This is a genomic window from Pseudomonas sp. BN415, from assembly GCF_029871195.1.
Taxonomy (GTDB): Bacteria; Pseudomonadota; Gammaproteobacteria; order Pseudomonadales; family Pseudomonadaceae; genus Metapseudomonas; species Metapseudomonas resinovorans.
The window spans coordinates 227,487-242,138 of the sequence record NZ_SSOK01000066.1 but is presented as its reverse complement, the minus strand read 5'-3'; the positions used below and the strand labels follow the sequence as shown (position 1 = coordinate 242,138).

The 14,652-nt window shown below is 65.4% G+C and carries 10 protein-coding genes; 6 read left to right on the top strand and 4 right to left on the bottom strand.

Going from position 1 to position 14,652, the window contains the following annotated elements; translation table 11 throughout:
• Positions 1-5 precede the first annotated feature (5 nt).
• A complete protein-coding gene (locus tag E8F20_RS25230; protein ID WP_280282214.1) occupies positions 6-512 on the bottom strand; it encodes a flavin reductase family protein in 507 nt (168 codons plus the stop codon).
• A 183-nt stretch (positions 513-695) separates the two neighbouring features.
• Between E8F20_RS25230 and E8F20_RS25225 the strand changes: the two genes are divergently transcribed.
• Entirely contained in the window at positions 696-1,880 is a 1,185-nt protein-coding gene (locus E8F20_RS25225) for a flavin-dependent monooxygenase (RefSeq protein WP_280282215.1), read from the top strand.
• A 214-nt stretch (positions 1,881-2,094) separates the two neighbouring features.
• Positions 2,095-3,228 carry an LLM class flavin-dependent oxidoreductase gene (locus E8F20_RS25220; protein WP_280282216.1) on the top strand — a complete coding sequence of 378 codons (1,134 nt, stop codon included), beginning with the start codon at positions 2,095-2,097 and terminating at the stop codon, positions 3,226-3,228.
• Positions 3,229-3,437: 209 nt separating this feature from the next.
• Here the strand turns inward: E8F20_RS25220 and fusA are convergent, their stop codons facing one another.
• Together fusA and E8F20_RS25210 are read right to left on the bottom strand one after the other, a co-directional pair.
• The gene (gene fusA, locus E8F20_RS25215; RefSeq protein WP_280286182.1) at positions 3,438-5,540 is read right to left on the bottom strand and encodes an elongation factor G; all 2,103 of its coding nucleotides are present in this window, start codon (positions 5,538-5,540) and stop codon (positions 3,438-3,440) included.
• 333 nt (positions 5,541-5,873) lie between these two features.
• Positions 5,874-6,161, bottom strand: a complete 288-nt coding sequence (locus E8F20_RS25210) for a GYD domain-containing protein (RefSeq protein WP_280286181.1) — start codon at positions 6,159-6,161, stop codon at positions 5,874-5,876.
• A gap of 317 nt (positions 6,162-6,478) precedes the next feature.
• On the opposite strand from E8F20_RS25210, the gene E8F20_RS25205 reads away from it, so the two are divergent.
• Together E8F20_RS25205 and E8F20_RS25200 are read left to right on the top strand one after the other, a co-directional pair.
• Complete coding sequence (locus E8F20_RS25205) at positions 6,479-7,132, top strand: peroxiredoxin (RefSeq protein ID WP_137823848.1); 654 nt, start codon at positions 6,479-6,481, stop codon at positions 7,130-7,132.
• A 55-nt stretch (positions 7,133-7,187) separates the two neighbouring features.
• Positions 7,188-7,946, top strand: a complete 759-nt coding sequence (locus E8F20_RS25200; RefSeq protein WP_280286180.1) for a Mut7-C RNAse domain-containing protein — start codon at positions 7,188-7,190, stop codon at positions 7,944-7,946.
• Positions 7,947-8,237: 291 nt separating this feature from the next.
• On the opposite strand, the gene E8F20_RS25195 is transcribed toward E8F20_RS25200, so the two are convergent.
• Positions 8,238-12,650 carry a DEAD/DEAH box helicase gene (locus tag E8F20_RS25195; protein ID WP_280286179.1) on the bottom strand — a complete coding sequence of 1,471 codons (4,413 nt, stop codon included), beginning with the start codon at positions 12,648-12,650 and terminating at the stop codon, positions 8,238-8,240.
• A gap of 208 nt (positions 12,651-12,858) precedes the next feature.
• Here E8F20_RS25195 and E8F20_RS25190 point away from each other — a divergent pair, with 208 nt between their 5' ends.
• Both E8F20_RS25190 and E8F20_RS25185 read left to right on the top strand, forming a co-directional pair.
• Complete coding sequence (locus tag E8F20_RS25190; protein ID WP_280286178.1) at positions 12,859-13,350, top strand: hypothetical protein; 492 nt, start codon at positions 12,859-12,861, stop codon at positions 13,348-13,350.
• 224 nt (positions 13,351-13,574) lie between these two features.
• The gene (locus tag E8F20_RS25185; RefSeq protein ID WP_280286177.1) at positions 13,575-14,621 is read left to right on the top strand and encodes a class I SAM-dependent methyltransferase; all 1,047 of its coding nucleotides are present in this window, start codon (positions 13,575-13,577) and stop codon (positions 14,619-14,621) included.
• Positions 14,622-14,652 lie beyond the last annotated feature (31 nt).

The following is a 14,652-nucleotide window of genomic DNA, read 5'->3' as shown; positions in this document are numbered from 1 at the left end:
CGCCCTCAGCAAGCAGCGGCCAGAGTCGGCGCGGTGGTGGTGTAGGTGCCGTCGAGGTAGACCAGCGGGCTGATCTCCACGCTGTTGTGGATCGCCACAATCCGGCCGATGAAGATGGTGTGGGTGCCGTAGCTGAACTTGCCGTCCTGCTGGCACAGAATCGCCGACTGGGCGTCGCCCAGGTAGGGAATGCCGCCTTCGCTGCTGCGCCAGTCGCCCCGCTGGAAGCGCGCCTCGCCCTTCACCGGGCCGCTGCACAGGTGCGACAGCTCCTCCTGCTCCAGCCCGAGGATGTTCACGCAGAAGTCCGCGCCGGCATCCAGCACCCCGTGCAACGACGCACTCTGGTTCACGCAGATCAGCAACGACGGCGGCTCGGTGGACAGCGAATCCACCGCCGTGGCGGACATCGCGAAGCGTTCCTGGCCGTTGCTGGTGGTGATGATGGTCACGGACTTGGCCAGACGACGCATCGCCTGGAGCATCGCGGCTTTCAGATCGGCCTGGCTCATCGCACTGCCCTCTTGTTGTGCTCAAGTGCTGCCGATTTTTCGCCAGCCCCGGCCGAGCAACATCGTCCGAGGGGACTAGTTGGATTGCCGGACATATGGTCCGTTTGAGGGATGCCCGCCCCCTTGCCCGTTGCTTGAATGCCCGGCGATAGGTGGAAAAGCCTTCAACCGGAGAACAACAACATGCTCGACCACGACCTGATCCGCCAACGCCTGAAACAACGCGCCCGTGAGCTGGTGCCGGTGCTGCGCGAGCGCGCACCGCTGGCCGCCAAGCACGGCCTGCTCCCCGCGGAGACGATTCGCGATTTCCAGGAGGCGGGCTTCTTCCGCATCCTCCAGCCAGCGCGCTGGGAGGGTTATGAGCTGGAGCCCGCTGACTTCTTCGAGGTGCAGATGACCCTCGCCGAAGGCTGCATGTCCTCGGCCTGGGTGCTCGGCGTGGTGGCGATCCACAACTGGCAGCTGGCGCTGTTCGACGACCGCGCCGCGCAGGAGGTCTGGGGCCAGGACTCGAGCGTGCTGATCTCCTCCTCCTACATGCCGGTGGGCAAGGTCACCCGTGTCGACGGCGGCTTCCGCCTCAGCGGCCGCTGGGGCTTCTCCTCCGGCAGCAAGCACTGCCAGTGGGCCTTCCTCGGCGCCATGGTGCCGCCGGAGAAGGACGGCGAGGCCCCGGACTACCGCACCTTCCTGGTGCCGCGTCACGACTACAGCATCCTCGACAACTGGGACGTGATGGGCCTGGAAGCCACCGGCTCCCACGACGTGCTGGTGGACGACGTGTTCGTGCCGGAGTACCGCACCCACCGCGCCCTCGACGGCTTCCTGCAGAACAGCCCGGGCAACGCGGTGAACACCGCGCCGCTGTTCCGCCTGCCATTCGGGCAGATCTTCGTGCGCGCCGTGTCGTCCTCCACCATCGGGGCGCTGCAGGGCGCCATCGACCTGTTCATCGACGCCAACAAGGGCCGCGTCGGCGTCAACGATGGCCGCAAGATCATCCAGGACCCCGGCGCGCAGACCGCCCTGGCCAAGGCCATGGTCACCGTGGACGAATGCCGCACCGTGCTGCTGCGCAACTTCGCGCTGATGACCCAGCGCGCCAGGGCCGGCGAGCCGTTGAGCATGGCGGAACGGGTGAAGATGCGCTACGACTCGGCCATCGTCCCGGACAAGTGCGCCCAGGCGGTGGAAGCGCTGATGTACAACAGCGGCGCTTCCACCATCTTCCGCCACCACGGCATCAACCGCGCCTTCCGCGATATCCACACCGGCCGCGCCCACGTGGCCAACTGCCCAGGCAAGTACGCGCTCAACCTGGGCGGCGTGGGGATGGGGCTGGACAGCACCGACTTCTTCCTCTGAGCCCTTGTCGAGGGGTTTCGCGCCGCTCTAGCCATCCTACGGACCTGGCGAAACCACCCCGCCACGACGCCCGCCCCGCGCGGGCGTCGTGCTGTGCAGCGGCGCAAGATGATTAGTCTGTTTGGAGGATTCAGGCGGTTTTTCGATCCCACACCATGCGCCCAACACCCGGCAATCCGGGTTGACCGAATCAAGAACAAGAAGGGCCACGCGCATGAAATTCTCCCTGATCTACGAGGCACAGACGATCGACAGCAGCCGCGAAGGCGACCGTCGCATCTTCGACGAAACCGTCGAGCAGGCCGTGCTCGCCGACCAGCTCGGCTTCGACACCTTCTGGTGCGTGGAGCACACCGCGCTGACCAACTACTCGCACATGTCGGCACCGGAAACCATGCTCGCCTTCGTCGCCGGCAAGACCGAACGCATCGGCATCGGCCACGGCGTGGTCTGCCTGCCGCCCGCCATGAACCACCCGGTGAAGGTCGCCGAGCGCATCGCCACCCTCGACCTGCTCTCCAAGGGCCGCGTGCACTTCGGCGTCGGCAAGGGCGGCACCCAGCAGGAAGCCGGCACCTTCGGCTACGACCTGGCCACCCTGCAGCCGCAGATCGACGAAGCCATGTACCTGATCCCGAAAATGTTCGTGCAGGACGAGATCGAGCATAACGGCGACTTCGTGAAGATCCCCAAGCGCCCGATCCATCCCAAGCCCTACCAGGACCCGCACCCGCCGATGTATCTGGCCTGCACCAACACCGAGTCGCTGAAGAACGCCGGCGGCCGCGGCATGGGCGCCCTGGTGCTGGGCTTCGGCGGCCCCGAGGAAATCGCCAAGAAGGTCGCCGTCTACCACCAGGCCTGGGACAACCGCGACGCGAACAACCAGGTCGGCTTCCGCCCCAACCGCCACATCGCCGCCCTCTGCCCGGCCATCGTCCTCGACGACAACGAGCAGGCCCGCCACATCGGCATCCGCGGCCAACGCTACTTCATGGAATCGCTGGCCTACTGGTACGCCGGCGGCGAACGCCCGGACCCGGAAAAGTGGAAGGACGACACCTTCATCGACGGCAACGGCCAGGCCGTGATCAAGTCGCGCTTCGCCTCCGAGGAAGTCACCGTGGACTTCTCCGACCCGACCATGGCGATGATGAACCCCAACCATGCCTACGGCACCGTCAAGGACTGCATCGGCTACGTGCAGCGCCTGATCGACGCCGGCGCCGACGAAATCCTCTTCATCTGCCAGATGGGCACCGTGCCCCAATGGGCACAGCTCGAAACCCTGAAGAACATCGGCGAACACGTGATTCCCTACTTCCGCAAACAGAACGGACTGACCTGAGCCGCGGAGTGAGGAATGCAAAACGGGCCTTCGGGCCCGTTTTTCTTTTGGGATGGCACAACGGTGGGGGGCTTTTCCTGTGGGGGCGAATTTATTCGCTAATGGCAGCGCAGCTGCCACTTGGGATGCCATAAGGCAGGCCTGCGGCCTGCTCAGCGAATGAATTCGCCCCCACAACTCGCTCCCACAAAAATGCCAGCTCCGCCGCTTCAGCCCGATTTCTTCACGATGGCCTCGGCGATGCTCGCCGGCACCTCGGCGTAACGGGCGAACTCCATGGAGAAGCTGGCGCGGCCCTGGGACATGGAGCGCACGTCGGTGGCGTAGCCGAACATCTCGCCCAAGGGAACTTCAGCGCGAATGATCTTGCCGGACACGCCGTCGTCCATGCCGTGGATCAGGCCACGGCGACGGTTGAGGTCGCCCATGATGTCGCCCATGTAATCCTCCGGCGTCACGACTTCCAGTTTCATCACCGGCTCCAGCAACACGGCACCGCCCTTTTGCGAGAGCTGCTTGGTGGCCATGGAGGCGGCGATCTTGAAGGCCATCTCACTGGAGTCCACATCGTGGTAAGAGCCGTCGAACACGGCGGCCTTCAGGCCGATCAGGGGATAACCGGCGAGCACGCCGTTCTTCATCTGCTCCTCGATGCCTTTCTGGATGGCCGGGACAAACTCGCGCGGTACCACGCCACCGACCACTTCGTTGATGAACTCCAACCCCTCCTTGCCTTCGTCCGCGGGGGCAAAGCGAATCCAGCAGTGGCCGTACTGGCCACGGCCGCCGGACTGGCGAACGAACTTGCCTTCGATCTCGCAGGTCTTGCGGATGGTCTCGCGGTAAGCCACCTGAGGCTTGCCGGTATTGGCCTCGACGTTGAACTCGCGTTTCATGCGGTCGACGATGATGTCCAGGTGCAACTCGCCCATGCCGGAGATGATGGTTTGCCCGGTCTCCTCATCCGTCCTCACCCTGAATGACGGGTCTTCCTGGGCCAGCCGGCCAAGGGCGATGCCCATCTTTTCCTGATCGGCCTTGGTCTTGGGTTCGACGGCGATGGAGATCACCGGTTCGGGGAAATCCATGCGTTCGAGGATGATGGGTTTGTTGAGATCGCAAAGGGTATCGCCGGTGGTGACGTCCTTCATGCCGATCAGTGCGGCGATGTCGCCGGCGCGTACTTCCTTGATTTCGGCACGGTGGTTGGCGTGCATCTGCACCATGCGGCCGACGCGCTCCTTCTTGCCTTTCACCGAGTTGAGCACGGCATCACCGGAGTTCAACACACCGGAATAGACGCGAACGAAGGTCAGGGTGCCGACGAAGGGGTCGGTGGCAATCTTGAAAGCCAATGACGAAAAGGGTTCGGTGTCATCGGCGTGGCGTTCGTCCTCTTTCTCCGGGTCGTCCGGGTGAGTACCGCGAATGGACGGAATCTCGGTGGGTGCTGGCAGCAGTTCCACCACCGCATCCAGCACCAGCGGTACGCCCTTGTTCTTGAAGGAGGAACCGCACACTGCCGGCACCACTTCGCAGGACAAGGTACGGATGCGCAGGCCCGTCTTGATTTCCTCCTCGCTCAGGTCGCCCTCGTCGAGGTACTTGGTCATCAACTCCTCGTTGGCCTCGGCGGCCACTTCGAGCATCACGTTGCGCCAGTGCCGGGCCACTTCTTGCAGCTCGGCGGGGATTTCCTCTTCGCGGAAGCTGGCGCCCTGGTCTGCGTCATTCCAGTAGATGGCCTTCATGCGGATCAGGTCGATCTGGCCGTTGAAGTTCTCTTCCTGGCCAATGGGCAACTGGATCGGCACCGGCGTATGGCCAAGGCGCTTCTTGATCTGCTCCACCACGCGCAGGAAGTCGGCGCCGGCGCGGTCCATCTTGTTCACGTAGGCGATGCGCGGCACATGGTACTTGTCGGCTTGGCGCCAGACCGTCTCGGACTGCGGCTCCACGCCGTCAGCGCCACTGAACACCACCACCGCACCGTCCAGCACGCGCAGGGAACGCTCCACCTCGATGGTGAAGTCGACGTGACCGGGGGTGTCGATGATGTTGATGCGGAACTTGTCGAGCTGCTTGCGCGAGCCGCTCCAGAACGCGGTAGTGGCCGCCGAGGTGATGGTGATGCCGCGTTCCTGCTCCTGCACCATCCAGTCCATGGTCGCGGCACCGTCGTGCACCTCGCCCATCTTGTGGTTGACCCCGGTGTAGTAAAGAACCCGTTCGGTAGTGGTGGTCTTGCCAGCATCCACGTGGGCCACTATGCCGATATTGCGGTAATGGCTGATGGGGGTCGTGCGGGCCATGACAATCACCTCCGTGCGGGTTATGGGATATGGCAGGGCCGCACGCGCTCCGGCGGTGCCATCGGCACCGGGTTCGAGAACAAAGGTTGTGGGCGGAAGGCCTCGCTGCAAGGGCATGGCGCAGCCCCCAACGGCCAGCACCTCCCCTCCTCTAACGCTAGCACCGCCTCGCCCATGTCACCGGCCACTCATCCGCTAGTCCGGGCGGACGATATCGACTTCGGCAAACTCGACGCATTGCCCACCAGACAGTACCTGCTCAAGGCCGCTGCCGCGCTTTGAGCCCAAGGGGAGCGGCCACCGGTGCAGCTCCCCGTTCGAGGGCGGGACTTGCTACAGGCCGCTGAGCAGGCGCCGGAATTCTTGTTCCGAATAGCCGCGCAATGTCTGCGTCCTTACATTGCCCAACTGGCCCGTCTTGAGCAGCAGGGTGGTCGCCGCTTCCTCATCCCCCTCGACTATCAGCACCAGGTCGTAGCTGCCTACCGTCCAGTAGACGGTCTTGACCGAAAGGCCGAGCTGCTCGGCCAACCCTTTGAAGGCGACGAACCGATCCGGGGAGTCCTTGACGCTGCGGATACCCTGATCGGTGAAGGTCGCCAGCGTGATGAACGTAGCCATACGCTCGCTCCTGTTGAGTTGCAGAGCGACGGTCGGGATTGCGGAAATCACTGCACCGGAAAATGGCCGCCACTCTTCCCGCCATGCATGCCCAGCTGGCGCAATGCGCCACCGGCCCTGTCGACAGCGAGCTTCCGACGACCTCCACAAAGTAGGAATAGCACTCCCGGACCGGGATGCATGACCACTGATCCAATGTCCGCCGGGCAGGCCCGGGAGGTCGACCTATACTTTCAGCCCCGGTAGGCCGATGGACCCGCCGTGATAGCCGCCGTGGGTTGGCGGCCCCTTCCAGCCAGACAGAAAGGAGGACTTACATGGCAATCCGCATTGGTGACGAAGCGCCCGATTTCACCGTGGACAGCACCGAAGGCACGATCAATTTCCACCAGTGGATCGGTGACCAGTGGGCCATTCTGTTTTCCCACCCGAAGGACTTCACGCCGGTCTGCACCACCGAGTTGGGCTACATGGCCAAGCTCAAGCCCGAATTCGACAAGCGCAATACCAAGGTGATCGGCCTGTCCGTGGACCCGGTCAGCGATCACCGCAAGTGGGTCGGTGACATCGAGGAAACGCAGGGGCACGCGGTCAACTACCCGATGATCGGCGACGAGAACCTGGTGGTGGCCAAGCTCTACGACATGATCCACCCCAATGCCAGCGCGGGCCCGCGCACCGCAGTGGATAACGCCACGGTGCGTTCGGTGTTCATCATCGGCCCGGACAAGAAGGTCAAGGCGATGCTGGTCTACCCCATGAGCGCCGGTCGCAACTTCGACGAGGTGCTGCGCCTGCTGGACTCGCTGCAGCTCAACGCCAAGCACACGGTGGCGACGCCGGTGAACTGGCGTCCGGGTGATGACGTGATCATCCCGACCTCGGTATCGGACGAAGATGCGAAGAAGAAGTACCCCGACGGCTACAAGACCCTGAAGCCCTACCTGCGGGTCGTCGCCCAGCCCAAGTGAATGGCCGCGCGCCCTCTTCCGGGAGGGCGCGCCAGCGCCTGCCATACTCTTCCCCATGGTCAGGGCCACATTCCGATTCTACGAAGAGCTCAATGACTTCCTGCCCGCCGAACGGCGCCGGCAGGCATTCACGTGCGCCTGTGCCCGGGCGGCCACCGTCAAGCACATGATCGAGGCACTGGGCGTGCCTCACACCGAGGTGGAGCTGGTCCTGCTCAATGGCGAGTCGGTGGGCTTCGAGCGGGTGATCCTCGATGGCGACCGGGTGGCGGTCTATCCCAAGTTCGAGGCGTTGGATATCAGCCCGCTGCTCAAGGTCCGTGCCCGACCGCTGCGAGTACTACGCTTCATCGCCGACGCCCACCTCGGCGGCCTCGCCAGCCTGCTGCGCATGTGCGGCTTCGACACCCTCTACGACAACGGCTTCGAGGACGGCCAGATTGCCGAGATCTCCGCTCACGAAGGGCGCATCGTGCTGACCCGCGACCGCGAGTTGCTCAAGCGTCGCATCATCACCCACGGCTGCTACGTGCATGCCCTGAAACCCTCGCTGCAGCTTCGCGAATTGTTCGAGCGCCTCGATCTGGCCCGCAGCGCCAACCCCTTCAGCCTCTGCCTGCACTGCAATCACCCGCTGCAGGAAATCACTCCGGAACTCGCTCGCCCTCGCCTGCCGCCGCGCATCGGTGCGCTCTATTCGCGCTTTCTCAGCTGCGATACCTGCGACCGCCTGTACTGGGAGGGCTCCCACTGGCGCAGCATGTGCGCCCTGCTGGCCCCCTTGCTGTCTGTGGATAAGTCCGACGACGGCTGATCGGCGCATACCCACAAAAACGGTGGATGAAACTGTGGATAAGCTGTCGGGAGATGGCCATGCGCCAGGTCCGGCGGGGGCCCCTTGGGTCGGGTCAATTTCTGAGCTATTACAAGCGTTTAGGTGCACAGCTGGTAGAAGGCGACCTTCTGTAGGGGCGAGAGATTTACCAGCGGGCATTACCCGTAGGAGCTGGCAAGCCAGCTCCTACGGGTAATGCATCCGCTTGCAACACGTCATGCAGACAGAGCCAATGAACTCGCCCCTACACGGTAAGTGCCCAACCCGTACCTACAACGGCATCCGTGCCCGTCTCGACTGCTGCCCCAGCGGCGTGGCTGCCGGCTGGCGTATCAGCGCCGCGCGCCATTCATTGGCGGTGGACGGATCGACGTCCTGCAACAGGTGCACCTTGCCCGCCACCAGCGTTGCAACCGGCACGCCGTCACGAAACAGCAGGCGATTACCTGCCACCGCCGGCACCTTGGCGCCGTTGAGCAGGGTGCCCACCAGGTTCAGCGGGTCGCAAGCGGACAGGCCGACCAGGCTGCCCTCCAGCGGGCGCTTGCGCACCTCTCGCAGCAGGCCGACGGCCTCCGGCAAGGCAAACTGCTCGCCGGAGTTGCCCGCCACGAAACGACCACCACGAATCTCGCCACGCGCTTCCAGGCGATGGAAGACCCGCAACAGGTCGCGCCAGGGCGGCAGCCAGTCGGCCTCGCGCTCCAGCAAACGCCAGCCCACCACGCCATATCGACGCAGCAGGGTGCGCGCGACATGTTCCAGGGCCTCGGCCGGGACCTTGCCGCTGCCCTCCTCCGGCTTGCCGCGCAACAGCGCCCAACGCCCGGCATCCTGCATGTTGGCCAGGGCCAGGCGCGCGCGGCGGTCATGGCGGCTACGGCGCGCCGCCGGAAGCAGCAACGAACGCAGGCCGGCGAAACTGTCGGCGTTGGCCAGGCCCAGAGCCACCAGTTCGCCCAGGCAATCCTCCAACTCGCTGCGCAGCAGGTGGGCCTCGTCCATCAGCTCATCGAAGAACAGCGCACCCTGGCTGGCCAGTACCTGGCGCACGCGTTCGGCGCGGGCAGAGGGCTCGGGTGCCGGCCCTTCCTGCAAGCAGGCACGCCAGAGCGCCAGGCCCTTGCGCGGCAGCAACAGGATGGGGGTGCCGCGCACCGGCCCCGCGGCTGCTTTGCCGCGCCCGCCCAGGCGACACCAGACCACCCGCCCGGCACGGCAAAGGTCGTCCAGCCAGTTGATGCCGTAGTCAGCCACCCGGCTGGGAAGAATTTCACTTTCCCAAGCGCCAGCCGCCGCCTCGTAGCCTTCCAGTTGGCCCAGCACCCCGGCCAGCGCTTCGGCACCGCGCACCTGGGCACTGGCGGCAACGCGTTGCCAGTCGAACAGGAAACGCATGAAATCGGCTCGCTCCACCGGTTCGATCTCGCGGCGCAGGCGCCGCACCGTGTAGCGATGGATACGTGCCAGCAGATGGCGCTCGCACCACTCATCCATTGCCGTGCCGGGGGTGAAGCGGCCACGCAGCACCTGTCCCTCACGCTCCAGGCTCGCCAGGGCGAAGGTCAGCGGCGCAGGGCTCTGGTGCAGATCGGCCGCCAGCTTCGCCAAAGTCAGCGGACCAAACCCGCCGAGACGGGCTCGCACCACTTCCACCAGGGCGGCCTCGGCCTCCCACGCGGCGGTGAAACCCTCCGGTGCGGCAATGGCTGGTTTGCGGACGGCTTCTGGATAGAGCGCGCGGAACTGTTCTACGCGCTCGGCCGCCAGCCACAGGGTGGGCTCGCCGTCCAAGTGCATGCACGCGGCGCGGCGCGCCTTGGCCAGTTGGCTGAGCCAGCCTGCCCAGTCAGCATTGGCGTCGACCTCCGCCTGGGTCACGCAGGCCAGAGCCAGCAGGGCCTCGTGCATCTCATCGGCATCGCGCACCTGTGGCCAGGCTTCTTCGGCCACGGCCGCGATGGCCTCCCTATCCAGCGCGCCCAGATCGTCGGCGGACGCCGGATCGCTCCAGCGACGTTGTTGCACGGCCTGGGTACGGCGCTCCTCCAACGGTGCGTCATCGAGAAAGGCATAGGGTCGCGCGCCGAGAATTTCCGCCGCCAGGGACGAAGGCGCCGGCAGGTCGCGGGCAACCAGTTCCACTTCGCCCCGCTCCATTCGCCGGAGCAGGGCCAACCAGCCCTCGGTATCCATGGCCTCGTGCAGGCAGTCATCCAGGGTCTGGGCCACCAGCGGGTGATCGGGAATCTCGCGCTCGCCCACCAGGTTCTCCTGGCAGGCCACCTGGTCGGGGAACACGCTGGCCAGCAGGTCTTCACTGCGCATGCGCTGGATTTGCGGTGCCACCTTGCGGCCCCCGGAGTAGCGCGGCAGGGCCAGTGCGGCCGAAGCATTCCAGCGCCAGCGCACGCCGAACAGCGGCGCATCGAGAATCGCCTGGATCAAGAGGTGCTCGGCGCTGTTGGAATGCAGGTAGCGCCAGACCTCCTCCAGCGGAAAGCTGTGGCTGGTGGACAGCGACAGGATCAACGCGTCCTCGGTGGCCGCCGCCTGCAGCTCGAAGTTGAAGCTGCGGCAGAAGCGCTTGCGCAAGGCCAGGCCCCAGGCACGGTTGAGCCGGCTGCCAAAGGGCGAATGGATGATCAGCTGCATGCCCCCGGATTCATCGAAGAATCGCTCCATCACCAGCCGTTGCTGGGTCGGCAAGGCCCCCAACGAAGCCCGTGCCCGCGCCAGGTACTCGACTATCTGCCGCGCCGCTGCCTCGCTGAGGCCGATGTCTTCGCACAAAGCGTCGATCGCCCGCGCAATACCCTCCCCTCGCGCGGGCGGCTCCCCTCTCCCCCTGGGAGAGGGGGTGGGGGTGAGGGCTGCATCAGCAGGCTCGGACGCCACCAGAACGTCCTCCACCATCCCACGCAACCGCGCCACACCCGCCGACAACTCGTCGGTACGTCCCGGCGCCTCGCCCAGCCAGAACGGAATATTCGGCGGCTGCCCCTGGGCGTCTTCCACCCGCACCCGGCCCGGCTCGACCCGCAGGATGCGATAGGACTGGTTGCCGAGCTGGAACACATCCCCAGCCAGGCTTTCCACGGCGAAATCCTCGTGCACGCTGCCCACTGGCACGCCCTGGGGTTCGAGCACCACGGCGTAGTCGGCGGTCTCGGGAATGGCACCACCGGAGGTGATGGCGGTCAGGCGTGCGGAGCGGCGACCGCGTAAACGTCGATTCACCGCATCACGATGCAGGTAGGCACCGCGTACGCCCTGGCGGCCGTTGTAGCCCTCGGACAGCATTTTCACCAAGGCATCGAACTGCTCTCGCGCCAGATCCGCATAGGGCATGGCGCGGGTCATCAACTGGTACAGCGCGTCTTCGCCCCATTCCTCGCAGGCCACTTCGGCCACCATCTGCTGAGCCAGCACATCCAGCGGCGCATGGGGGATGACCAGGGCATCCAGCTCATCGCGGCGTACGCAATCCAACAGCGCCGCGCACTCGATCAGGTCGTCGCGTGATTGCGGAAAAAGCCGCCCCTTGGGCGTTCCGCCAACACTGTGGCCGGAACGGCCGACCCGTTGCAGGAATGCTGCAATGCTGCGTGGCGAACCGAGCTGGCAGACCAGCTCCACCTCGCCGATGTCGATGCCCAGTTCCAATGAGGCGGTGGCCACCAGCACCTTGAGATCACCGCGTTTGAGACGCTGCTCGGCATCCAGGCGCAGGTCCCGCGCCAGGCTGCCGTGGTGGGCGGCCACCGCAGCGTTGCCCAGGCGCTCGGAAAGGTGGCGGCTCGCACGTTCGGCCAGACGTCGGGTGTTAACGAAGACCAGGGTGGTACGGTGCGCGGCCACCAGCTCGGCCAGGCGGTCGTAGACCTTCTCCCAGGCCTCATGGCTCAGCACCGCCTCCAGTGGTACGGGCGGCACCTCGATGGCCAGATCGCGTTGGCGGCTGTACCCCACATCCACCAGGGTACAAGCCTTGCGCCCCTGGCCCACGAGGAACTCCGCCACCCGCTCGATGGGCTTCTGCGTGGCCGACAGGCCGATGCGCTGCAACGCGCGTCCGCACAGGTTCTCCAAACGTTCGGCACTGAGCATCAGGTGGCTGCCGCGCTTGCTGCCGGCGATAGCATGGATCTCATCGATGATCAGGCTGCGGCAGCCGGCCAGCATGGCGCGACCCGACTCGGAGCCGAGCAGGATGTAGAGCGACTCCGGCGTGGTCACCAGAATATGCGGCGGGCGCTTGCGCATGGCGTCGCGCTCGGCCTGGGACGTATCGCCGGTGCGCACCGCGGTGCGGATATCCACATCGGCCAGGCCCTGGCGTACCAGCTCGGCCCGGATGCCGGCCAGGGGCTCTTCCAGGTTGATGCGGATGTCGTTGGACAATGCTTTGAGCGGAGATACGTAGACCACCGTGCAGCGGTCCGGCAGGCCGCCCTGTTCCAGCCCTTCGTGGATCAGTTCGTCGATGGCGGAAAGGAAGGCCGTGAGCGTCTTGCCCGAACCGGTGGGCGCCGCCACCAGGGTGCTCGCGCCCGCTCGAATGGCCGGCCAGGCGCGGGCCTGGGCCGCCGTCGGGGCGGGGAAGCTGGCACGGAACCAGGCAGCGACGGCGGGATGAAAGCCTTCCAGTGCGGCCGGGTCGGATTGGCGGGTCAAGGTCATGGCCCTCACTATGGTTGGCCCCCGGCAGAGGCTCAAGGGGGACGGACCGATGGTCGCCCGCCTCCAGCGGCAGGCCGTTGCCCGGAGGCGGCAAGACCCTGCCGAGAGACTGGCACTAACGTCCAGCAACCACCAACAACCACAAGCCCTTCAGCGAGCTGGCCCGATTCCTGCTGATCCGGTGGCCAGATCGAGCAGAGGACCTGCCATGACCACCATTTCCAGCCAATCGGCCCTGACCAGCTACCTGGGGCTCGCCTCCAGGAGCAGCACCGCCACCAGCAACACCGGCGGCACCAGCACGAGCAAGGCCGAAGACAAATCGACCAGCACCCAGGATCCGGTCGCCGACCTGCGCCGCTATGCCAACGCCCTGATCGCCCAGAGCCGTGGCGGCCTGTTTCGCGCCATGAGCGGTGGCGGAGCCATCAGCGGTAGCCAGCCCAGCAGTACGCGCGCCACGGACAACACTCAGTCGAACACCGGCACCAGCAAGATCGAGCTGCCTGACGTGTCCGAACTGGACCGCGACGATGCCCTGAAGCTGAAAGACAAGGTGCAGAAGCTGATCGATGCCGGTTTCGACGAGAAAGACAGCGGCATCGGTTTCATCGGCTACGACGGCGACAAGGAAACCACCTCCCTGACCACCTACCGCGACTGGTTGCAGGCCAAGGGCGGGGTCAGCATCTACGTCTGAACGACTGCACCGCTTATCGGCTACCAGTGCTCGCCAGCATTTGGCCAGCGGTGGGCCACTAAACTAAGAGTGTCCTGTGATTGCGGGACAAGGAAGGAGCCACTCCAGCTTCGCACGACTCGGCTGCCGCGGCTCCTTCCACCATTTCGCCATATCTCCCCCGCCGCCGCATTTCGCTGTCGCCCCGGCCAGATGGTTGCCCCCTTGCCAGAGGAGGACAGGCAGTGGACGAATCCAGACTCAACGATTTCATGGGCAAGCTGGTCGCTGATATGGGCGGCGCCGCCATGCTCGCCAACATCGTTCTCGGTGAAGAACTCGGCCTGTATCGCGCCATGGCCGACAGCCAGCCGATCAGCCCGGACGACCTGGCCGCCAAAACCGGCTGCAATGCACGCCTGCTGCGCGAATGGCTGAGCGCTCACGCCGCTTCCGGCTACATGGAACACGACAACGGACGCTTCCGCCTGCCGGAAGAACAGGCATTGGCGCTGGCCCGGGAAGACTCGCCGGTTTACGTGGCCGGCGGCGCTTCGGTGATTGCCTCACTCTTCCACGACAAGGACAAGCTGGTGAAAGCGATGCGCGGTGACGGCGGGCTGGCCTGGGGCGACCACCACCCCTGCATGTTCAGCGGCACCGAACGCTTCTTCCGGCCCGGCTACCGGGCGCACCTGGTAGCCGAGTGGCTGCCGGCCCTGGACGGCGTGGTCGACAAGCTGAAGGCCGGCGCCAAGGTGGCCGATGTCGGCTGCGGTCACGGCGCCTCCACCGTGATCCTGGCTCAAGCTTTCCCGGCTTCGCGCTTCATCGGTTTCGACTATCACGGCCCGTCCATCGAGACGGCCAATCGACGCGCCGTGGAAGGCGGTGTGGCGGATCGTGCAACCTTCGCCCAGGCCAGTGCCAAGGACTACCCAGGCGACGGCTACGACCTGATCTGCTATTTCGACTGCCTGCACGACATGGGCGACCCGGTGGGAGCCGCCAGGCATGCCTACCAGACGCTGAAACCGGATGGCACCGTGCTGCTGGTGGAGCCCTACGCCAACGATGATCTCGATGACAACATGACCCCGGTAGGCCGCCTGTTCTACTCGGCCTCCACCTTCATTTGCACACCCAACTCGCTGTCCCAGGAAGTGGGTCTCGGCCTCGGCGCCCAGGCCGGCGAGGCACGCCTGCGCAAAGTGTTCGAAGAGGCCGGATTCACCCACTTCCGCCGGGCCACGGAAACGCCGTTCAACCTGATTCTGGAAGCCCGTAAGTAAGCCGCAGGTGGACCATACGCCAACGGTCCAC

Bases quoted from the DNA above. Each gene is read 5' to 3' on its own strand.
- E8F20_RS25195 (WP_280286179.1), bottom strand. From the start codon at position 12,650: ATGACCTTGACCCGCCAATCCGACCCGGCCGCACTGGAAGGCTTTCAT.
- E8F20_RS25205 (WP_137823848.1), top strand. From the start codon at position 6,479: ATGGCAATCCGCATTGGTGACGAAGCGCCCGATTTCACCGTGGACAGC.
- E8F20_RS25200 (WP_280286180.1), top strand. From the start codon at position 7,188: ATGGTCAGGGCCACATTCCGATTCTACGAAGAGCTCAATGACTTCCTG.
- E8F20_RS25210 (WP_280286181.1), bottom strand. From the start codon at position 6,161: ATGGCTACGTTCATCACGCTGGCGACCTTCACCGATCAGGGTATCCGC.
- E8F20_RS25225 (WP_280282215.1), top strand. From the start codon at position 696: ATGCTCGACCACGACCTGATCCGCCAACGCCTGAAACAACGCGCCCGT.
- E8F20_RS25220 (WP_280282216.1), top strand. From the start codon at position 2,095: ATGAAATTCTCCCTGATCTACGAGGCACAGACGATCGACAGCAGCCGC.
- E8F20_RS25230 (WP_280282214.1), bottom strand. From the start codon at position 512: ATGAGCCAGGCCGATCTGAAAGCCGCGATGCTCCAGGCGATGCGTCGT.
- fusA (WP_280286182.1), bottom strand. From the start codon at position 5,540: ATGGCCCGCACGACCCCCATCAGCCATTACCGCAATATCGGCATAGTG.
- E8F20_RS25190 (WP_280286178.1), top strand. From the start codon at position 12,859: ATGACCACCATTTCCAGCCAATCGGCCCTGACCAGCTACCTGGGGCTC.